Annotated in this window: 18 protein-coding genes; 15 read left to right on the forward strand and 3 right to left on the reverse strand. The window is 29.8% G+C overall.

Translation table 11 applies throughout. The annotated features are described in order from the left end of the window. The first annotated feature begins 187 nt into the window (after nt 1–187). From CKV72_RS01845 to CKV72_RS01855, 3 genes are read left to right on the forward strand one after another with little or no spacing between them, the layout of a single operon-like run. The gene (locus tag CKV72_RS01845) at nt 188–1348 is read left to right on the forward strand and encodes an efflux RND transporter periplasmic adaptor subunit (RefSeq protein ID WP_089866795.1); all 1161 of its coding nucleotides are present in this window, start codon (nt 188–190) and stop codon (nt 1346–1348) included. After that, on the forward strand, nt 1345–4608 hold the full coding sequence (locus CKV72_RS01850) for an efflux RND transporter permease subunit (RefSeq protein ID WP_095177314.1): 3264 nt from the start codon (nt 1345–1347) through the stop codon (nt 4606–4608). Before CKV72_RS01845 ends, CKV72_RS01850 begins: the two co-directional genes overlap by 4 nt. A gap of 13 nt (nt 4609–4621) precedes the next feature. After that, nucleotides 4622–6100, forward strand: coding sequence for a TolC family protein (locus CKV72_RS01855; RefSeq protein ID WP_095177315.1), 1479 nt, complete (start codon nt 4622–4624; stop codon nt 6098–6100). A 389-nt stretch (nt 6101–6489) separates the two neighbouring features. On the opposite strand, the gene CKV72_RS01860 is transcribed toward CKV72_RS01855, so the two are convergent. From CKV72_RS01860 to CKV72_RS01870, 3 genes are all read right to left on the reverse strand, one after another. Then, a complete protein-coding gene (locus CKV72_RS01860) occupies nt 6490–7473 on the reverse strand; it encodes a transposase (protein WP_242955733.1) in 984 nt (327 codons plus the stop codon). Nucleotides 7474–7536: 63 nt separating this feature from the next. Beyond that, on the reverse strand, nt 7537–8412 hold the full coding sequence (locus CKV72_RS01865) for a pyridoxamine kinase (RefSeq protein ID WP_095177316.1): 876 nt from the start codon (nt 8410–8412) through the stop codon (nt 7537–7539). 14 nt (nt 8413–8426) lie between these two features. After that, on the reverse strand, nt 8427–9359 hold the full coding sequence (locus CKV72_RS01870; protein WP_169712336.1) for a radical SAM protein: 933 nt from the start codon (nt 9357–9359) through the stop codon (nt 8427–8429). Nucleotides 9360–9679: 320 nt separating this feature from the next. Between CKV72_RS01870 and CKV72_RS01875 the strand changes: the two genes are divergently transcribed. The 12 genes from CKV72_RS01875 (at nt 9680) to CKV72_RS01925 (ending at nt 22786) form a co-directional block, all read left to right on the forward strand. After that, complete coding sequence (locus CKV72_RS01875; RefSeq protein ID WP_095177318.1) at nt 9680–10114, forward strand: hypothetical protein; 435 nt, start codon at nt 9680–9682, stop codon at nt 10112–10114. 201 nt (nt 10115–10315) lie between these two features. After that, nucleotides 10316–10762, forward strand: a complete 447-nt coding sequence (locus CKV72_RS01880; RefSeq protein WP_095177319.1) for a VanZ family protein — start codon at nt 10316–10318, stop codon at nt 10760–10762. A 203-nt stretch (nt 10763–10965) separates the two neighbouring features. Beyond that, the gene (locus CKV72_RS01885; RefSeq protein WP_095177320.1) at nt 10966–12768 is read left to right on the forward strand and encodes a cell wall-binding repeat-containing protein; all 1803 of its coding nucleotides are present in this window, start codon (nt 10966–10968) and stop codon (nt 12766–12768) included. A gap of 171 nt (nt 12769–12939) precedes the next feature. Then, nucleotides 12940–13092 (forward strand): VanZ family protein, encoded by a 153-nt coding sequence (locus CKV72_RS01890; RefSeq protein ID WP_095178346.1) that lies wholly within the window; start codon nt 12940–12942, stop codon nt 13090–13092. Between the two features lie 438 nt (nt 13093–13530). Further along, nucleotides 13531–15285, forward strand: coding sequence for a cell wall-binding repeat-containing protein (locus CKV72_RS01895; RefSeq protein WP_095177321.1), 1755 nt, complete (start codon nt 13531–13533; stop codon nt 15283–15285). 167 nt (nt 15286–15452) lie between these two features. Continuing rightward, entirely contained in the window at nt 15453–17114 is a 1662-nt protein-coding gene (locus tag CKV72_RS01900; protein WP_157726518.1) for a M14 family metallopeptidase, read from the forward strand. A 182-nt stretch (nt 17115–17296) separates the two neighbouring features. Further along, complete coding sequence (gene ggt, locus CKV72_RS01905; RefSeq protein ID WP_197696946.1) at nt 17297–19036, forward strand: gamma-glutamyltransferase; 1740 nt, start codon at nt 17297–17299, stop codon at nt 19034–19036. Nucleotides 19037–19091: 55 nt separating this feature from the next. Then, nucleotides 19092–19742, forward strand: a complete 651-nt coding sequence (locus tag CKV72_RS01910; protein WP_197696947.1) for a DUF6305 family protein — start codon at nt 19092–19094, stop codon at nt 19740–19742. Nucleotides 19743–19794: 52 nt separating this feature from the next. Continuing rightward, nucleotides 19795–21069, forward strand: a complete 1275-nt coding sequence (locus CKV72_RS01915; RefSeq protein ID WP_095177323.1) for a TRAP transporter large permease subunit — start codon at nt 19795–19797, stop codon at nt 21067–21069. Nucleotides 21070–21086: 17 nt separating this feature from the next. Further along, entirely contained in the window at nt 21087–21230 is a 144-nt protein-coding gene (locus CKV72_RS12075) for a hypothetical protein (RefSeq protein WP_157726519.1), read from the forward strand. 15 nt (nt 21231–21245) lie between these two features. Beyond that, complete coding sequence (locus CKV72_RS01920; RefSeq protein ID WP_095177324.1) at nt 21246–22373, forward strand: M14 family metallopeptidase; 1128 nt, start codon at nt 21246–21248, stop codon at nt 22371–22373. A 137-nt stretch (nt 22374–22510) separates the two neighbouring features. Beyond that, nucleotides 22511–22786 carry a hypothetical protein gene (locus CKV72_RS01925; RefSeq protein ID WP_095177325.1) on the forward strand — a complete coding sequence of 92 codons (276 nt, stop codon included), beginning with the start codon at nt 22511–22513 and terminating at the stop codon, nt 22784–22786.

Below are 22786 nucleotides of genomic sequence, written 5' to 3' on the forward strand. Positions count from 1 at the left end.
AAAAGTTGTTTAATAAAACTGACTGGTCAGTACATAATAATTAGTAATCTATATTAATTAATGTATGCTTTTTTTATGGCAGAGCTAAAGACTATGGGCTATGCCATATTTATATTTCTAACAGTTACTTTAAAATAAAGCTATTATTTTTAGATGTTATAGAAAATAGAGTAGGGGGGACATATACGTGAAAAGAATAACACCAATTTTACTTATCTTTTGTTTAATGATAACAGGTTGTGGAGCAAAAGAAGAGACAGTACAGGAAGAAACAATTAAAAAGGTTTATACACAAACAGTAGGAGCCTCTAAATATTCTGATGGGTTTACTGTAAGTGGAAATGTTACTCCAACGGAAGTAGTTAAATTATCGTTTAAGCTTCCAGGAGTTATTTCAAATGTTTTTGTAGATGAAGGAGATAAAGTAACGCAAGGACAAGTTGTTGCTACTATGGATCAAAGCGACTATTCTCTTAAAGTTAAAGCAGCACAATCAGAATATGATGCAGCTAAACTACAAATTGAAACTGAGATACCAGCTAAACTAAGTCAAGCTCAAGCAGCATATGACCTTACAAAGGTTACATATGATAGATTAAAGGTATTATATGAACAAGAAGCTATTCCTAAAGCTAAATTTGATGAGATTTCTACTAAATTAAAAGTAGATGAAAATACATTAAAACAAGCAAAAGAAGCAAGAAATATTGCAGAAACAAAGCTTAAAATGGCAGAAGCAGCCCTTGAAGCGGCAAATTCAAATATAAATGATACAACTATTCACAGTCCAATAAATGGAGTCGTATTAAAAAAAATTTTTGAATCTGGAGAGGTAACAAATGCGGGCTACCCAGTAGTAGCAATTGGTAAAGTGGACAAGGTTTGGGTTGAAATTGGAGTTCCAGACCAACATATAAATTCTTTAAAGAAAGGTCAAAAGGTAAATGTTTATGGATATGGAATAAACAAGTCTATGGAAGGAACAATAGATAAAATTACATCCCTAGCAAATGAAAAAACAAGAACATTCCCGGTTAAAATATTAGTGGACAATGCAAATGGAGAATTAAAACCTGGAATGATTGTTAAGGTAGATTTAGGTTTAAATCAAAGTGACAAAGTAATTATTCCTCTATCAAGTGTTATTAATTTAGCTGAGGGTTCAGCAGTATATGTTTACTCAGATGAAACTAAGACTGTAAGTAAAAGAATTATAAAAACTGGAATTATTTTAAATGATAAAATTGAAGTAACCAAAGGATTGAAAAATGGTGAAAAATTAGTAGTGGAAGGACAGTTTGTAGTTAAAGATGGAGAGAAGGTTACGGCGAAGGAGATGGCAAAATGATAAAGTGGAGTGTAGAACATAAAAGTATTGTTATATTATTTACTATTGCCATATTTATTTCGGGAGCTTTTTTATACATTGATATGGAGAGACAGGAAAATCCAACTATATCTAGTCCAATAGCTGTAGTTAAATGTATTTATCCAGGGGCAAGTCCTGAGGATATTGAAAAGGAAATTATAAAGCCAATTGAAGATGAACTTGGAGCAATTTCAGAAATAAAGACTACAGAAAGTTTTGCTATGGATAGTATTGGAGTGGTTAAAGTTTCTCTTAAAGATCTTAGTGATGATGACATATCAGACACTTGGGATAGGCTAAAAGAAAAAATAGATACAGTAAAAACTGATTTGCCATCAAGTGCTTATGAACCAACTGTGGATACAGACTTTGTAAGTAGTTATGGAGTTGTTTTAGGATTAACATCTAAAAATTATACCTATGAGGATTTTAATAATGTTGCAAAGAAGCTTAAAGATCAACTAAAAAAGGATCCAGGAGTAGAGGAAGTTGATATTGTAGGAGAAGTTGATAAGGAAATACAAGTTAATTTAGATATGCTTAAACTGCAACAGTATGGTATTTCACCTCAAACCATTGGAACAGTTTTAAAAGCTAGAAATGTAAATATACCTGGTGGTAACCTTGAAATTCAAGGTGTTAAGGTTCCAGCTCAAATTACTGGAGAATATAAAAATGTTGAAGAGATAAAAAATACTATTGTAAGTGTTTCAAAAGAAAATGGAACACCAGTTTATCTAAAAGATGTTGCACAAGTAGAAAAAGTAGATAAAAAACAAGAAAAGATGACTTTTATAAATAATCAACCAGGACTTCTTATTGGTATTAAGTATATGGAAGGAGAAAATGTACTTAGTATACAAGATAGGTTAGATAAAATTATTAAAAATTTTGTAAAAAATGATCTTTATACAGATATGGAACTTATAGATCTTACAAATCAAGCTAATTTTGTTGAGGATTCTATAGGACTGTTTGAAGAAAACTTATACTCAGCTATTGCGTTAGTAGCATTAGTTGTAATACTTGCTATGGGAATTAGAAGTGCGTTTGTAGTATCCTTTCCTATACCAGTGGTTATTGCTATAGTATTTATTTATATGTATATATCAGAAATACCTTTGCATCAAGTTTCAATAGCATCCTTGATTATATCGTTAAGTTTACTTGTAGCAAATGGTATTGTAGCTAATGATAACATCAATGTTTATTTAGAAAGAGGAATGGACAGGTTTACTGCATGTACTAAAGGAATATACGAAGTAAAAATACCTATATTAACATCTACTCTTACAACAGTAGCTTCCTTTTTACCTTTGGCAATGATGCAAGGTAGTGCAGGTAAATTTGTAAAGTCATTACCTATTTTGGTATCTGTTGCTTTAATGGGTTCCTATTTAACATCTCTTACTCTTGTTCCTGTTATGGGACACAGATTATTAAAAGTAGAAGAAGAGGATGTTGAAGGAAAAAAATTAAAAACTAAGATAGTAAGGGCTTTAAAATTAGACGGATTTTCAAAAGGTGTGCTAAATTATTATGGTAAATCTCTTGGTTCATTTTTAAAAAGACCTTTAGTTTTAATATCAGTATTTATAGGAATTTTTATTTTGAGTTTTACTATAGTTCCTTCATTAGGAGTACAATTGTTCCCACCAGTAGAAAGGGATCAATATGTAATTGATATAACAATTCAAGATGGTAGTACTACTGAGAAAACAGAAAAAGTTACTAAAATGATAGGGGATATATTGGAAAATGATAAGTCCGTCAATGATTTTGCATGTACTGTTGGAGATGGATTTATGAAATACTATTTAACATTTATTCCTAACAACCAAGCATCAAACAAAGCTCAATTTCTTGTAAATGGTGATCGTAGTAAATCAAGTAAAATAGAAAAACAAATAAAGGAAAAGGTTCCAGGGGTTGTTGTAAAAATAAAGGAACTTGAAATTTCAATACCTGCAACTTATCCAGTACAAGTACGTATAGCTGGTGATGATATATCAGAACTTAGACGTATTGGAGAAGAAGTAAAATCAAAACTTCAACAGGTTCCGGGTGGAAAAAATATGGAAGATGACTATGGTTATGATTCTTACAAACTTAATGTAAATGTAAATCAAGAAAAAGCTAATTTAGTTGGAATTTCAACCTATGATATTGCAAGTACTGTAAGAATGGCTGTTAACGGATTTGAAGTATCTAAGCTTAAACAAGAGGATATAGAAAAAGATTCAATTCCAATTGTATTAAAAGTGCCAGATAATCAAAAGAAAGATAGAAATATTTTAAATAATATTTTCTTAACCTCACAAGTTACCGGAGAAAATGTGCCTATAAGTCAAATTGCCACAGTGGAAACAAAATCTTCATTAAATAAAATACTTAGAAGAAATGGAAAGAGAACTTTAACTGTAGGATTATTTGTTGAACAAGGATATAATACATTAGATGTGTTAAAAAAATGTGAGGAGACTTTAAAGGATTATAAATTACCAGATGGCTATACCATAGAATACGGTGGAGAAAATGAGACAAGCGATGAGGCCTTTTCTTCAATGAAAATTCCTACTGTAATCGCCATAATATTAATATATTTAATTTTGGTAATACAGTTTGGAGATTTAGTAGAACCATTAATTATTATGGGTACAATACCTTTATCCTTTATAGGAATTATATGGGGACTAAAATGGATGGGATACCCAATAGGATTTATGGCAGTGCTTGGAGCTATAAGTTTAATGGGGGTTGTTGTTAATAATGGTATAGTGCTCTTAGACTATATAAAACTTTTAGTTAAAGAATATGATGATATAAGAGAAGCTATAGTTGAGGCATGTAAGACTAGATTGCGTCCAATAATGATAGGAATGATTACCACAGTAATATCACTTATTCCTCTAGCGGTATCTGGTGGTTTACTATGGGGACCTATGGCTACTTCAATTATATTTGGTATGCTAGTTTCTTCAGCTCTAACTTTATATGTAATTCCTTGTACATTCTTAGTTATAGAAGGTAGAAAGTATAGAAGAATGGCAGCGAATGGATCTCTAGATGTTGATGGAAATGGAGAAATACAACCTAAGGGAATACAGGATAACAAAATAGTAAAATCCATAAAGGAAAAGCTAGAAAATATAAAAAAATCCAAAACAAAGAGCAAGGAAATGGAAACAAAGGATACGAAAGATACAAAAGTAGAAAATGAAGAAACAAAGAATAAATAGAGGGGTGAATAATGTGAAAAAAAATGTAAACAAGCTAATTGCAATTGGAATTGGACTAAGTATAATGAGTAGTAATATTGCCTCTGTTTCTGCTGCGGAGCACAACAAAAATAGTGTAAGCAGCAGTGTACAAAGTACATCAAATAAGGTATCAGATAAAAAAACTTTAGAAAATAACAAAGATAATAAGATTATAATGAATGAAAATTTATGGAATAAAGATGATGATTTAAGTATTAAGCAAAGTACTAGCGAAAAGCCAATTCTATATTTGCAAGAGGCCATAGATGCAGCTATTGAAAATAGTGAAAAACTTGCATTAAAGGAAAGTGAAATACTTTTATATAGAGATAAAATGAGATATCAAGATCGTATTGATGATTTTTATGATAGTATTGATCAAAATGTGTATGATTTCCCATACGATAAACTTGAACTTCAAGAAGATCAAACTAGACAATCAAGAGAATTTTTAGAAGATCAAATAGCTAGTGATATTAGAAGTAAATATAATGCAATAGTTTTAAAGGAAATAGATATAGATAAATCTAAAAGAGATTTAAAGGTTAAAAGTAAAGATTTAGAAACAATGAAAACAAAAGTTGAAATAGGAATGGCAACACCTAATCAATTAACTGATGCACAAATCCAAATTAAAACCTTAAAAGATAATATAAAGGCAAAAGAAGATTCATTAAAAAATAGCAAAGATTATTTTAAAGTGTTAACAGATTTAGATTTAGATCAGTACAGATTGGATAGGGACATAGATTATGAAGTATTTAGAATAGATGGTTCAGTTGATGAATACATGGATGAAAGAATAGAAGAATACTTAAAATACAATGACAAGATACTAGATCTTACTAAAGAATATATAGAACAATTAGAAGATGATGAGATAGATGAATTACCAGACGCGCCAAGTACAAAATTACCTGATCCAAAAGACTATGTAATAATCGATAAAGTTGAGCCAGTTATAGATCCTACTACTGGTAAGCCAATGATAGATCCGAATACAGGTAAACCCGTAGTAAAACCAATTCCACTCACCAATGTTTCAGGAGGTACTGTAGTTGATGGTGCATATGCTGCAAAATTAATTGAATATCAAAAGGATCAATTAGAATATTTTATGAAACTTAAGACCTATGAAGCATATATAGATGGTAAATATCAATCTAAAGAAGCAGAAGTTAAATTAAACGAAGCAAAAAAGAATCTTAAAAATGGATTAAAAGAATGCTACGCAACTTTACTTGATCTAGAAAATAAAATAGAAATGTTGAAAAATCAAGCTAAATCCACAGAAACAAAACTTGAATTTGCCAAAACTCAAGTAGACATAGGATTAATGACAAAAAATGAATATAAAGATAAAGTTATACAAAGTGAAGAATTGGATACAGCAATAAGAAAACTTTCAAATATCTATAATACCCTAAAAGACAGCATACAAAAACCTTGGTTGTTAAATGCCGAGAAGTAAAGAAAGAAGTAAAGGGACGGTTAATAAAAAATACTACTAGAATCAACTGACCATCCCAATTACCTCTAAAAAACCCCTCTCTAATGATTTTAAAATCATTAGAGAGGGGTTTTTCAAATAGAAAAGGGGGAAAAAGGGAAAAGTGGGACGGTTAATTATCGAATTTAATTAACGAATCTGAATGTAAAAACGTAAATTATAGTAAAATCATAATGATCATAATATTTAAATATGCATTCCTATGCTTAAATTAAAAAACTGAAAGAGAATAATTAAGTTTTAGGATTATATAGAGAGGGTTGTCCACTATAAATATATATTTTAAAGTATAATTAACTGATAAGATTTTTTGAATTTTAAAATGACCAAAATTTTTTATTTTTTATATATTAGATGGCATATGTTTTTACAAAGTTATACATAATACGTCTAAAATTTTCATCTTGATCAATAGTATCAATGGCTAATTTACACATATTAGATACAGTAGATTGAGTTATATTACCAAGTGCTTCACATATATTAGAGCATTTGAAATCACAAAAACCTCTCATTAAAATAATAGCTAAAGCTCGTATTTTTAAGGTCTTTCTATTATTTTTAATATAGAATTTTATTTTATCTACTCCAGTTTGTTCTGATACAAAGTTTATTATATCTTCAGGAGTACAATCTCTAATTATTGGTTTTCTTTCACTGTTGTAAAGAGTCTTTTCATATTGAAAATTAAAAGAGCTAATTGATTTTTCATTATTAGACATACATATGAGATTTATATAGTTTTTTCGAGCTGTTTTTGAATTATTACCTAAAAATTGCATTACAAAATCTTCATCAACTATTTTAAATGGATCTTTTTTTAGTCCTAAATATACTGCTAAACTTGAAAACTTATATTTTTCAGGATGCTTAGAAAATCTTTGGATATCTATTGGATTATTATGTATATAAGCAGAAGCTGTAATTAAATATTTTTCAGTATCAATTATTTTACTTTTGAATCTATCCTGAAAAAGATGACCATGTCTTTTATATCTTTTATTAAAATTAAGAGAATATTTTAGATTAATACCATGCATAATTTTTGATATGTCGGCACCATTAGCATCTATTATAAGATGCCCATGATTATTCATAAGACAGTAAGCATAAACTTTAAAATGGAAGATATTTTGATAAAATTTTATGAAGTTTAAATATTGTTTTTTATCGAAATCAGTTTGAAATAGATTAATTTCGCTTATACTTTTCACCATTATATGAAATATTGAGTTATCGGTTTTAATTCTTGCTGATCTAGGCAATAAAAACACATCCTTTTCATTGTTTTTTAGTATTTTTAAAGTATTGCCAAAGAATGTGTTTTTATTCAATAGGAAAAATTTATATTTATTATTTATATCTAAGTTAATTAACCGTCCCCTATTCCACGTCCCCTATTCCAAAATTTCATAACTACTCATGGTTACAGGCATATTTAATGTGTTTAATACCCTCTCTAAAAGAACACCTTCTCTATTTGGATACTTAAATCCATAGCTTGCTTTTATGCAGGTGGTTATAAAATGAGTGCTTCTATCTAGAGCTATAGGTAAACTGTCCCCTTGAAGAAGGCTACCTATAAGTACACTAGCAAAAATGTCTCCGGTGCCAGGATAGAAGGCGGGAATGTATTTGCATCCTACTTTCCAGAATATATCATCTTCTTTATTGTAAGCCATTACGTTGGTACATTGATTATGATTAATATCTGGTACACTAGTTATTATTACTATTTTAGGGCCTTTTTCAGCTAATTCTTTTAGCCAATCTTTTATAATACATTCTGTTATATTATCATCTACATTTTTATCTAGAAGATATGCAGCTTCTGTAAAATTAGGAGTTATTATGTCAGCTTTTTTAATTAATTTTTTCATGTTTTCTACCATACTACCACCCATGGTGGAATAAAGTTTACCATTATCGCCCATTACAGGATCTATAACTTTGAGGTTATTTTTATCACCAAATATATTTATAAATTCTGATACTATTTCTATTTGTTTTGCAGAACCTAAAAATCCGCTATATATACAGTCAAAATGCAAGTTTAAACTTTTCCAATGATTCATAAAATCTACCATGGTGTTAGTTAAGTCTAAAAAACTGTAATTTTGAAAACCGCCAGTATGAGTTGAAAGTATAGCAGTAGGCATAGGGCACACTTGAAAACCCATGGTGGACAATATAGGTATTATAGTTGTAAGGGAAGCCCTACCAAAACCTGATATATCATGAATAGCAGCAATTCTTTTTACAGGTTGGCTCATATTTATCATCCTTTCTATTTTAGTCTATAAGTGTAGAAGCCCTTGTACTCCAAGATTTCTATATTTTCATCTTCTTTTAATCTAAGAAAAATATTTTCTATTTCTTTGTTAGTTAATTTTCTCCCTAATAAAAATCCTTTTAATTCATGCTGATTCATAGGATGCCTTTTTATTATACTTAGTATAGCTTCATAATTATCTTTTATTTCACTGATAAAATTACCATCACTAAGGTTATCTATAGAAATGCCATCTAAAAGTTCTACAGCAAAGTCTATAGTTTCTTTAGATGCAGGCTTTACCCAGGATTCAGCAGGAGGTCTTACAGCAGTATTAATGTATATTTTTGAATAATTTATATTTTTTATAAGTTCTTTTAGTTTTAATAAATCCTCTTTAGAAGAGTTTATATCTTCAATTAACATTACTTCTAACCATAATTCTCCTTTAAATTTCTTAGAAAATTCCACTAGTCCGTTATAACTTTTTTGAAAATCTAGCCTTCCATAAGGTCTGTGAAGAGCTTTAAAGGATTCTTGGCTAAAAAAGTCCATAGATGGTAGAACTATGTCAGCATTTAGAAGTTCTTCTTGTACATTTTTGTCGTACAGCAGTCCTGTATTGGTTATAACTGCAATTGGTTTATCAGTAAGTTTTTTTAAAGAAATTATAAGCTCACCTAATTTACTATATAGTGTAGGTTCACCTTCACCAACTATAGATACTACATCAAAGTTTTTATCAGAAGAAATATATCTTTTAAATTCATTTATTATATCTTCTAAAGGAAAAAATTCTCTTCTAGTATTTGTAAGATTATGAGTTACTCCTATTTGACAGTAAATACAAGAATAATTGCAAAATTTTTTAGGAATAGGACTTACACCTAAAGACAAACCTAATCTCCTTGAAGGAATAGGGCCATAAATATATTTAAAATTATCCATAAACTTCACCCCTTAGTTAATTTTTTCTTAACTTTCTATAAAACCTATTTTTAAAAGTCTAAATTTCATGTAAAATGTATAAGTATCATACATTGTAAATAATAGAATTTAGGCAATTATAAACACTATAAGTATTATTTCACAATGTTTTAAATATTTCAAATGTATTAATACGCTTTTAACAATGAACAACTAATAATGAATAATGAACAATTTATGATGATTTTCTTCAGAGTCTCAGAAAATCTTTAATTTTATTAAAGAAATAATATAATCATTTTATAGAGAAATTCGTTATTTATTAAAAAGGAGGATTATTAATGGATAATAAAATAAAAGTATTTAATAAAAAAATTGTTGCATTAGTGATGGTGGCATCAATGTCATTAGCAGGAATAGGATGCTCAAGTAAAAAGGATGATGCTTCTTCAAATAAGGATAATAAAACAAAGCAAGAACAACAAGTTAAAAAAGGTGAAGAAGTAAAAGAAGAAGATCCTAAAAACAAAATAGAAGAAGATGAGAAGTTAACTAAAAAAGTAAAAAAAGAAAAGATAGTTCTAGATGGACAAGTATATGAACAAGGAGACTATGTATATGCTACTCTTATAATAAAAGAAGATGCTAAAAAAGAAGAAATAGATAAAGTTGCAAATGAGTATGCACAAAAATTAAAATCAGATTATAAAGATAAGAAAGTAAATGTTCAAGCAGTTCAAGGCGGAAAAAATGTAGCCGATATAACTTTGAAATAGAAGAATGTTTTTTTAGGTTTTTAGGGGACGGTTAATGAAAAATGTTAGAATGCCAAGGGGATACTCTTGGTATTTTTTCTAAAGAAAAAAAGTAGATAGGAAAATAAGGACGAGGAAAACGTATGTGGGGACGGTTAATGAAATATATAACCAATAGGTCAAAATATTACAAATATAAACAAGTTATATGGAGAGATAATAATGAATACAAGCAAAAATAACAAGAAAATTTTAAAATATATTTTAGTATTAGTTTGGATGATTATAATATTTAAGTTTTCATCTGATCCTGCAGAAATATCTGATGGTAAAAGTGGATTTATTATAGAAGTTATAAACAGTTTGGGGATAAATATCAGTAGTACTTTAGGAGAATTCACTAATTTTGCCATAAGAAAAACAGCTCATGTAGGAGAATATTTTATATTAACCCTTCTTCTAATATCAGCTTTAAAAGAGGATTTGAAAATAGAAAAAACCTACTGGTTAAGCATTTTAGTAACTTTTTTATATGCATGTAGTGATGAAATACATCAAAGATTTGTACCAGGAAGGGCAGGAAGATTTTCTGACGTTTTAATTGATTTATTTGGAGGGATATTAGCTGTTTTTATAGTTAAACTTTTTAAGAATTTTAAAAATAGGTAAAAAGAGGGATAAGAAAGAGGAAAGAGGGACGGTTAATGAAAATAAGCAAAAGCTAATAGAAATTATAAATTTTCATTAACCGTCCCTTAACCGCCTTAACCGCTTAATTCCTCTTCCCTTAACTCTTGGATATGATATTATGATATTATGAATGGTAATTTTGAAGGAGTATTTAATAAATAAAAATATCAAGGGGGAGTACAATGATTAAAAAGAGAATAATTTTTAATGTAATTGCAACTATATCTACATCAATATTTTTATCAAATGTATTTATATTATCAAAGGTATCAGCTGCTGCTTATTCAAAAAGTGAAAGAATTTATGGGAAAAATAGATATGAAACAGCAGTAAAGATATCACAAAAAGGATGGGAAAGGGGAGCAAACTGTGCAATATTAGCATCAGGAGAAGGATATGCTGATGCTTTATGTGCAGCGCCACTAGCTAAGATAAATGATGCTCCTATACTACTGGCTCAAAAAAATAAATTGGATTTAAACGTTTTAAGAGAGTTAAAAAGATTAGGAGTTAAAAATGTATACATCATAGGCGGACAAGGTTCTATTTCAAAGGAAGTGGAGGATAAAATAAAATCTGAAACAAATTCCAAGATAGAAAGAATAGAAGGAAAAAATAGGTATGAAACATCTATAAAAATTGCAGAAAAATTAGAAAAATCCAAGAAAAATACAGGGACGGTTAATGAAAATAAGAAGTCAAAAGAGCTAATATTAGCATCAGGAGAAAATTATGCAGATGCCCTATCAGCGGCACCAATTGGAGCTATAAGAGAAATTCCTATAGTACTTACAAAATCTAATGAACTTCCAAAGGAAACAAAAGAATATATAGAAAAAGTCAATGCAAACAAAACCTATATAATAGGTGGACAGGCCTCTATTAGTGATTCTATAGAAAATTCAATATTAGGTAGTAAAAGAATATATGGTAAGGACAGATTTGAAACAAATGTAGCTGTAGCAAAAGCCTTTCCATCAGACTTTGATTTCAAAAGTTATTATGTAGCCTTAGGAGTAGGACCTACAGGAGGAGAATTTGCAGATGCACTAGCAGCATCAGCCATAGCAGCTAAAAACTCAGCACCGGTAATTTTAACAAGCAAAGAATTAACTGATGTAACAAAAACTTTATCTCAAGAAAATTTCTTGCCATCAAGCAAAATAACTGTTTTAGGTGGAACTAATAATATTCCAGAAGAAACAGTACAAAATATGAGGGCTGTAGCAGAGCTTATGAATGAAGAAGAAGGTTTATACGATAGAGATGTAAAAGAAAGCGCTGTAATTACTGCAAAAGATGTAACAGTTAATCACATAACTATAAATGGAAATTTATATATTGAAGAAAGCGATGCAGAAATATTTAAGGTAAAAGTAAATGGCACAATTTTTATAAATCCAGGTGAAAATGGAGAATGCAAATTAGAAGATGTGGAAGCAGAAAAAGTAGTAATATTATCTGGAACAGATAGAGGAATATTCTTTAAAGATGTAAGAGCAGATGAATTAGAAGTAAGAAATAAAAATAAAACAAGGGTTGTATTAGAAGAATTAACAAAATTTAAGAAAACAGAAGTATTAACAGCAACAATTCTTCAAAATATGTTAGGGTCCTTTGGAGAAGTAACCATAAAGGACACATTAAAAGATAAAGATATAGAACTTCATGGAGCTTTTCATGAAAAAATAATATTAGAAGGATCAGTTAATTTAAATGCATTTCCAGCAAACTATATAGAAAAAATAGAAATAAGAACAGGAAAAAATGATGAAATATTACTAGATGGAAATTGTAGGGAAGTAGAAGTATACAGTGGAGCCAATATAAAAGTTACAAAAAATACTAAAGGAGATATAATAGCTAAAACTTTAGAGGCAGAAAATTGTGCAAAAATAGATATGCCTCAAAACCTAAACATCAAAGTAAAAAATTTTAAATTAGATAATATAACAGGAGAAGGCAGGGAACAATTTATAGAATAATTTATAATAATATGAACTATATAATCTCCAACAATAGACTAATTGCCAAAAAAATAGTGGAAATTGTAGAAAACCATATATTTTACATGAAAATAATAATTTACCAGATAATTATTGGAAATATATATTATACAAAACTGATAAAGTGTAGTAAAATGGTACTTATAGAATATAAAATCAAATTTAGATGAGTTTTATCAAAGTTTTGTTCCTGGAAGATCCTCTTCTGTAGGAGATGTTTTACTTGATTTTACAGGAAGTGTTTTTGGAACTTTGTTATTTCATATTTTCATATCTATAAAGAAAAATATAAAATTAATTTAAAAGAAGCATGAGTTTTATTAAATAAGCTTATGCTTCTTTTTAATGTTATATTAGTTCCTTTTACTTTTGAATAATTGTACAAAAGGGCATAACAAAATGCTAAATTAAATATAAGATATTATAGTTATAATAATTGCTACTAAAACTATACATAATGTAGCAATAGTCCATTTAAGAATTTTTAAGCGTTTTTTTCGTGCTTCAATAGGGGTTAGTTGTTGCATTGTCGACACCTCTCATATATAAATAAAAAATTTGTTTTAAAATTAAATATAATTAAATTTCTTATTCAATTATACATTTTAAGTTAATATAATGCAATGAATAAGAGAAAAATTATGGAAATAGAGGAATTATAATCATAAGTTTAGAATATTGTTATAATATAATAGAATAAATTAAGGAAATATTAACTAAATTATAAAGGAGTGTTTTTAATTGAAAAGGAATTTTATAATTGCATTAATAGCATCTATGCTATTAACAAGTTTTACTTCATTAGGAAAAGTACAAGCATCTGATATACCTCATGAAAGATACTGGGGAAAGGATAGATACGAAACTTCTATAAAAATATCACAAAAAGGTTGGGAAAATGGAGCTAAATATGTGGTACTAGCATCAGGACAAGGTTATGCTGATGCTTTATCCTCAGCACCCTTTGCAAAGTTTATAGATGCACCTATACTTCTTACAAAAGGTGATAAATTAGAGGAAAAAACATTACAAGAAATAAAAAGATTAGATCCATCAAGAGTTTATATAATAGGTGGAGAAGGTTCTATATCAGAACATATTGAAGATGAAATAAAATCTAAGATAACCAATGATGTAGAAAGATTTAAAGGTGGGGACAGGTATGAGACCTCCATGAAAATTGCGCAAAGATTGCCTAACAAAGAAAAGGTAATATTAGCATCTGGAGAAGGTTATGCTGATGCCCTATCTGCAGCACCTATAGCTGCTATAAACAGTATGCCTATTGTATTAACTCCTGGGGACAGGTTACCAAAATTAGCAGAAGATTATTTAAAAAAAGATGAAGTTAAAGTTGTTTATATAATAGGAGGAACCGCATCTATAAGTGACACAATTGAGAAAAAGCTTCCATCATCTATTAGAATTTATGGAAAAGATAGATTTGAAACCAATGCAGAAATAATAAGAAAATTTCCATTGGATTTTGATTATAAAAATGCATATATAACACTAGGAGCAGGAGAAACAGGAAATGAGTTTGCCGATGCTCTGACAGGTTCTGTTCTTGCAGCTAAAGATAGAGCACCAGTTTTATTAACAGGAAAAAACTTAAATAGCAACACAAAGGCTATAGCAAATGAAGTTTTATTTCCAAGCACTAAGTTTAAAGTATTAGGTGGGGTTAATAATGTATCTGATAAATTAGTAGAGGATACAAAGGTTACAATAACAGATAATTTCTTAGTTAAAGATAAGGAATATACTAGTGATACCCTTGGAAATGCTATGATTTCAGAAGATGGAATAAAGCTAAAGAATAGTAAAATTAAAGGTAATTTGTATGTAAAAAGTGAAGATGTATTACTAAAAAATACAGATGTTAAGGGAACTATATATCTTGATCCAGGAAGGGATGGAGAAGTTAGATTAGAAAAAGTGAAAGCTGATAAAATAGTAGTTTTATCTGGAAGAGATGAGGAAGATGGAATTTATTTAGAAGATGTAGATGCAAATTTATTAGAAGTTAAAAGTGGATCAAAAGTAAAGGTTAATTTAAGACCAGGGACATATATTAAAAAAATTCATGTTTTAGCAAACACTTTAATTGAAAATTATCAAGGAGACTACAAGGAAATAATTGTACCTAAAACTCCAAACTATAAGGAACTTGATCTAACAGGAACCTTTAGTGAAAATATAATAGTAGAAGGACAGGCAGAGCTTAAAACTACAGGTGGAGCTTATGTTAGGAATATTTTAATAAAAACAGATAAAGAGGATACTATTATATTAGATGGAAAATTTGATGATATAGAAGTTTATACAGATGCAGATATAAAAGTTACAGAAAATGCTTCCGGTAGAATATTTGGGGAAACTGCTAAAGCACAAACAAAAGCAGAAATTCATGTTGCAAAAGGATCTAATATTAAAATAGAAAAAATTAGACCTTATAATGTAACTGGTGATGGAAAGGATAATGCATTAAATTAATTATAAGCCGATGGTTAAACAGCCATCGGCTTATAATTAATCTAAAAGTAATATTATATAAGATAATGAAAATTATAAACTAAATGTTGACATACCATATGAAGAATATTACAATTAAATATATTAAGAATAATCAGAAAAATATAAAAGTGAAAGGAAGTGTTCTAGTGTTTACAAAAGAAAGAATTAACAAGGTAATAACAGCTACAGTTTTAGCATTATTATTAGCCTTATCACCATTTTCTCAGGTATTTGCAGCTCCATATGCACCAAATGATTATTACAAACAACCTAAAAGTATAATTGAAAAATATTTCAAAAAGCCAGTAGGAGCTATATTAACTCCAGCTTTTAAAGAAGGCAAATTAGATTTTACTTCTCATGATGAAATGATGGAATTTATTTATGACCTTCAAAAAAATAGTGATCATATGAAGGTTTCAATTATTGGACAAACTCAAGAAGGTAAACCAATTCCTTTATTAATATTTAGTAATCCATCCTATTCTAATGCAGCAGACATATTAAAATTAGAAAAACCGATTATATGGCTTCAAGGGCAAATACATGGTAATGAACCAGCAGGAGGAGAAGGAGCTTTAGCAGTAGCTAAAAATCTTGCAGGAAAACTAGGAGATGAAGTGTTAGGAAAGGTTTCAGTGGTTATACTTCCAAGGTTTAATGGGGACGGGTCTTTTTATTTCCAAAGACCAACAGCATCAAAGTTAGATAGCAATAGGGATCATTTAAAATATGATATACAAGAAACTATATTAGCTCATGAAACTTTTAATAAGTTTAAACCAGAAGTTGCAATAGATGCTCATGAATATTGGGTTTATGGTAACTTTGAAAGTATAGGAAAAAAAGGAGCTTTAGCATATCATGACATATTAATTTCTTCTGCTAGAAATTTAAACATACCAAAAGAAGTAAGAAAGATTTCTGATGATTTATTTGTAAGTAATGTTCAAAAAGATTTAAATTCTAGAGGATTTTCAAGTTTTGATTATTATACAACCAGTGAAGATGGAAATAAAGTAAGTATATTTGAAGCTGGTACAGATTCGAAGATTGGAAGAAATGCTTATGGACTTCAACCCTCATTTTCATTTTTAGTTGAATCAAGAGGTATAGGCATAGGAAAGGAAAATTTTGAAAGAAGAGTTTTAAGTCAAATAATATCGATTCAGAATATAATACGAACTACTGCCAATAATGCAGAGTTGATAAAGAAAACTATAGATAATGCACGAAAAGAAATAACTGAATTAGGTAAGACTATTAATTTAAATGATAAATTGGTACTAAAAGATAAACATAAAAAAGTTTCTAATGAAAAAGTGGATGTTATAGATGCAGAAACAGGAGAAAAAATAAAATTAGACGTAGAAGTGTTTAGTAGTAAAGAAGCAATTACTACTTTAGAAAGGGTAAGACCAACAGCATATATACTTCCTCCAGCATATCATGAAGCAGCTAAGAGATTATCTTATTCAGGAGTAGCTGTAAGAAAGTTAAACAAGGATATGGAACTTCCAGTTGAAGCCTACAAGGTTAAGGATAAAAAGGTTGATACAAATTATTATGAAGGTCACCTAAGAAATGATGTTACTGTGGATGTAAGTAAAAAGAATGTAACTTTTCCTAAAGGAAGTTATGTATTTACAATGGATCAACCAAATGCAAATTTAATAGCTATGTGCTTAGAACCAGATGCTGAAGATAGCTTTGTTAAGTTTAATATATTTCCAGCAGAAATAAATGACGAATTACCAATATATAGATATGTGGAGAATAAAAAAATAGATGCTAATATAATTAAGTAGAGAATGCAGATATACCTTGATGAATTTTTAAAGTTGCTTTATTCATCAAGGTATATTTATTTTTTCTGAATATTCTAAAGAGAAATAAGAGAATAAGTAGTAATTATTTCAAATAGATACTATGATTAATATAAGGGAAAATAAAGAAATATAAATTTCCTTATTTAAGGAGGGGGAAGACAATGAAAAAACAACCTAAAAAGAAATTGCTAATATGTATTTCTATGATGCTTGTTTTAGTTTTTAGCATGAGCTTTACAGCATGTGGCAATAAACCACAAGAAGACAATAAAGAAAAACAGCAAGAACAAAAAGAAGATAAAAGCTCAAAAAGGGATGCAAAGGGTAAAAACGGAGTAGTTGCTTCTGCAAAACCTGAGGCTTCTCAAGTAGGAGTAGACATAATGAAAAAAGGAGGAAATGCAATAGATGCAGCAGTGGCTACAGCATTTGCATTAGGAGTTGTAGAACCAAATGCTTCAGGCATTGGTGGTGGGGGATTTATGCTTGTAAGATTTGCAAAGACAGGAGAAGAAGTGTTTTTAGACTTTAGAGAAGTTGCACCAGGCAAAGCTACTCCAGATATGTATAAGTTAGATGATAAAGGAAAAGTAGTAAACAATGAATCCGTTATAGGAGGTAAGTCAGTAGCTGTACCAGGAGATGTAGCAGGACTTTTAATGGCATTAGAAAAGTATGGAACTATGAGTAGAGAAGAAGTTATGCAACCAGCTATAGATTTAGCTGAAAATGGTTTCAAGGTTACTGAAAATTTTTCTAATATGATAAAAGATAATTTTGATAATATAAATAAATTTGAAGCCACTAAGGCAATATATTTAAAAGATGGACTTCCTTTTGAAGAGGGAGATACCATAACTAATAAAGACTTATCCAATACTTTGAAAATCATAGCAAAAGAAGGAAAAGACGCATTTTATAAAGGAAAAATCGCAGAAAGCATAGTTAATGAGGTCCAAAAACAAGGTGGAATAATTACACTAGAAGATTTAGCAAAATATGAAGTGAAAGTAAGAAAACCTGTAAAAGGAACTTATAAGGGATATGAAATTGTTTCTGCACCTCCATCTAGTTCAGGGGGAGCTCATGTAATTCAACTGTTAAATATTATGGAAAATTATGATTTGAAATCTATGGGAGTAAACACTGAACAATCATTACATGCTTGGTCAGAGGCGTCAAAATTAATATTTGCTGATAGAGGAAAATATATGGCAGACACTGACTTTGTTAAAGTTCCTCTAGCAGGATTAACATCAAAGGATTATGCTAAAGAGCTTTATGAAAAAATAGATAAAGATAAAGCTACACAAAAGGTGGAAGCAGGAAATCCAAATAAATATGAAAGTGGAAGTACCACTCACTATTCAATAATGGACAAGGAAGGAAATATGGTTGCTGTTACAAAGACTATAAATCACTTCTTTGGATCTTGTGTAGCTGTTCCTGGAACAGGAATACTTTTAAATGATGAAATGGATGATTTTGATTTTAAACCAGGTCTTTCAAATTCTATAGAACCAGGTAAGAAACCATTAAGCAGTATGACACCAACTTTAATTCTTAAAGATGGAAAGCCATTTATGACTATAGGTTCACCAGGGGCTACAAGAATTATACCAACAGTAGCTCAAGTAATAAGCAATATTGTAGATCATGGTATGGATATTCAGGAAGCTATAAATACTCCAAGAATGTATGATAAAGATGGAAAATTATCTTTAGAAGGTGGAATAGATGAAAAGGTTATAGAAGGACTTAAAAATAAAGGACACGAAGTTGACATAAAAGGAGAATATGATCTTTTCTTTGGAGGAGTACAAGGTGTAATGATGGAATCATCAGGAGAATTACATGGTGGAGCTGATCCAAGAAGAGATGGTCAAGCTGTAGGTTTCTAAAAATCATTATTATAATTTGAGATATATTTAAACAGGGACTTAGGAGGAGATTTAAATGATTAAAGGAAAGATAAAAAAAATATTATTAATAACTATATCAGCAATGCTTACATTATCACTAGTTGCTTGCGGCTCAGGAGATTCTAGTTCTGAAGGAAGTAAAGAAGATACTAAGCAAACAGAAAGTAAAGAAGATGGCAAAAAAGAAGAGGTTAATGGACTCGAAGCTGCAATAGCTGAACAACCAGCTCTTTTAACTTCTGTTGGACAAAGTGCAGATGTTGAAATGGTTAAAGCCTTAATGGATAATGCCGGATTAAAATATACTTTAAATAAAGTAGCGACACCTGCTGATATTAAAGAAGAAAAAACTCTTGTTTTAGCGGTAGGGGGAAGTTCTAAAGGATTAGGAGCAGCAGGAATTAAGGTAGAAGATGAACTAAAGAGAGCAAAAGAGCTTATAAATGCAGCTAAAGAAAAAGGTATGGTTATAGTTACTCTTCATGTTGGAGGGGAAAATAGAAGAGGAGAACTTTCTGATAAGTTTATAGCACCATCTATAGAAAATGCAAATTATGTAGTAGTTGTAGAAGATGGTAATAAAGATGGACTATTTACTAAAATGGTAAAAGAAAAAGATATACCTATGGAATCAGTAAAAAGTATATCAGATGTGATGACACCCTTAAAAAAGGCATTTAAATAAAATGAGTAGGGGGGATGCTCCTCCCTAATCTCATATTTGAGGAGGGATACAATTGCAAATAGAATTTATAATATTTATTGCAATGGTTCTAGTATTTATATTGGGATGTTTTTTACTCAAATTGCCTGTAAGTATTTCTATGGTGTTAGCTTCCATGACGGGAACACTAATAGCTGGTAAAGGTATACCAATAAGGCATTTAGTAGAAGGCACCTTTGGTTATATAGATACTATATTAGTAATAGCTACGGCTATGATATTTATGAAAATAATTCAAGATTCAGGAGCACTAGATGCTTTAAGTTCTAGTATAATTAGTAGATTTCACAAAAAACCTGCATTACTTTTGATACTTTTAATGTTTATTGTAATGTTTCCTGGAATGATAACAGGTTCATCTACAGCATCAGTAATAAGTGCAGGAAGTTTAATGGCACCAGTTCTTATGATAATAGGAATACCAAAGTTAGAAGTAGCAGCTATAATTGCTATAGGTGGAATACTTGGAATGATTGCTCCACCAGTAAATATACCTGCTATGATAATTGGAGGAGGAATAGATATTCCTTATGTAGGATTTGGAATACCTCTGCTATTGTTGACTATACCTACTGCTATTTTTACTGTATTATACTATGGATATAAATATACCAAGGGATTTAATTATGATAAAGTAGCTTCAAGTTTAAATTTAGAAGAAAGTCAAAAGTATGGGTTTAAGCTATATATTCCAATAATAGTTGTTTTACTTTTAATGATACTTACAAAAGCATTACCAAAGTATATACCTGATTTAGGAATGCCGCTTATTTTTGCTATAGGAAGTGTAATAGGATTATTTACTGGAGAAAAAATAAGTATAGTAAAAAGTTGTAAAGAAGCTATTAAAGAAGCTTTGCCGGTTTTAGGAATATTAATGGGTGTTGGAATGTTTATCCAGGTTATGACCTTAACTGGTGTAAGAGGATTTATAGTTGTAAATTGTATAAGTCTTCCATCAGTATTATTATATTTGGGAATAGCTATTGCTATACCAGCCTTTGGAGCAGTATCTTCTTTTGGATCAGCTTCTGTACTAGGTGTTCCTTTCTTATTAGCTTTACTCGGAAAGAATGAAATAGTTACAGCTTCGGCTTTATCTTTTATAGCTGGTTTAGGAGACCTAGTTCCACCAACAGCGTTAGCAGGAATTTTTGCAGCACAAGTAGTTGGGGAAGAAAATTATGTGAAAGTTTTAAAAAAGTGCATGGTACCAGCATTATTTATTTTGGTATATGGATTGATATTTATAGCTTTTGCTAAAGAGATTGCTTCTTTTATATATTAAATAAGGAGTGTGATATTATGACTCTAATATATAGATTGTTAGTGGCTATAGTACTTATATTTACTGTATGGAATTTATTCGAAGAAAAAGATATAAAGCAGCAGGCAAATGCAGCTTTAGTAGTAATTCCATTAGTGCTTAGGATATTAATGATTAAATAGAATGGAGGGAAAGTTGTGAAAGGTAGTAAAATTACGGCAATAATATTTTTATGTCTCTCCTTATTATGTGATGTGGTAGCTGGAAAGTCCTTTCTAAAAATGCATGAGGAGGAACCTATAGTACAGGGGCCAGGTATAACTGAACAGAAAATGTTAAGTGATTATTTTCCAGGATTAAAAGGAAGTAATGGAGATACAAAGATATACGTTTTAAAAGGTGAAGAAGAAGGTGGGAAAATGCTTGTGCTTGGAGGTACTCATCCTAATGAACCTTCAGGATTTATGGCAGCTGTTACCTTAATTGAAAACGCGAAACCTAAAAAAGGTACTTTGTATGTAATTCCAAGAACCAATAATAGTGGATTTACTCATAATGACTCTCAGGAAGGATCTCCACAAAAGTTTACCATAAAAACTCCACATGGAGATAGATGGTTCAGATATGGTTCAAGAGCTACAAATCCAATAGATCAATGGCCAGATCCAGATGTATATATTCATGCAGCATCAGGTCAGAGTCTTTCAGGAAGTGAAACTAGAAATATTAATAGAGGATATCCTGGAAGAGAAGATGGTACTCTAACAGAAAAAGTTTGTTTTGGAATAACAAAACTTATTAAAGAAGAAAAAATAGATGTAACTATAGATTTACATGAGGCTTCTCCAGAATATCCTGTTATAAATGCTACAGTATCTCATGAAAGAGCTATGCCTATAGCATCCCAAGCGGTTATAAATCTTCAATTGCAAGGAATACAAATGGGATTAGAGCCTTCACCTAAAAATCTTCGTGGACTTACTCATAGGGAACTAGGTGATTTTACAGATACTATGGCTGTACTTATGGAGACTGCTAATGCAGCGCAAGGTAGATTAAGGGGGAGAACAGATGAAGATTTAGTAGTTACGGGAAAGGATAAGGCTTATGTAAAGGCAGCTAAATTAGGAAGGTTGTTTGTGCCTTATGATGAAAATGGTCATCCTATAGAAGAAAGAGTGGGAAGACATATAACAGGAATTAATGAATTAGCAAAGGCATACACAAAGGGGAATGAAAGTAAAGGAATAATTATAGAAAATATACCATCTTATGAAGAGCTATTAACTAAAGGATTAGGCAATTTTTTAAATCCTCTTCCCTAGATAAAATAAAATTATACCCTCGGTACGTATAAATAGTATATGTTGCCGAGGGTATGTCCAATTTAAATAGATTTATTTATGACTACAAATAATATTATTAATTTAAATTAACTAATAATTGCTAGGAGATTTCTATAATGAGAATTAATAAAATTAAAAAATATAAAATAGCTATTTTAATAATGATTTTAATAATGATTTTTAAAGGGGTGAATTCTACTAAAGAAGAAACTATTACAAAAAAAATGATTATGAAGGGAACAGAGCTAGAAACAGAAAGTTATATTATAGATTCAGGTAAAAAAGGGGAAAGTATTTTTATAATATCAGGTATTCATGGAAATGAGATAGCGTCCATAGAGGCGTCAAAAATTTCTAAAAAAAGGAAAATTAATAATAATATCGAAAGCTAA

Origin of the sequence: Clostridium cochlearium, assembly GCF_900187165.1 — a bacterium.
Classification (GTDB): Bacteria; Bacillota; Clostridia; order Clostridiales; family Clostridiaceae; genus Clostridium_G; species Clostridium_G cochlearium.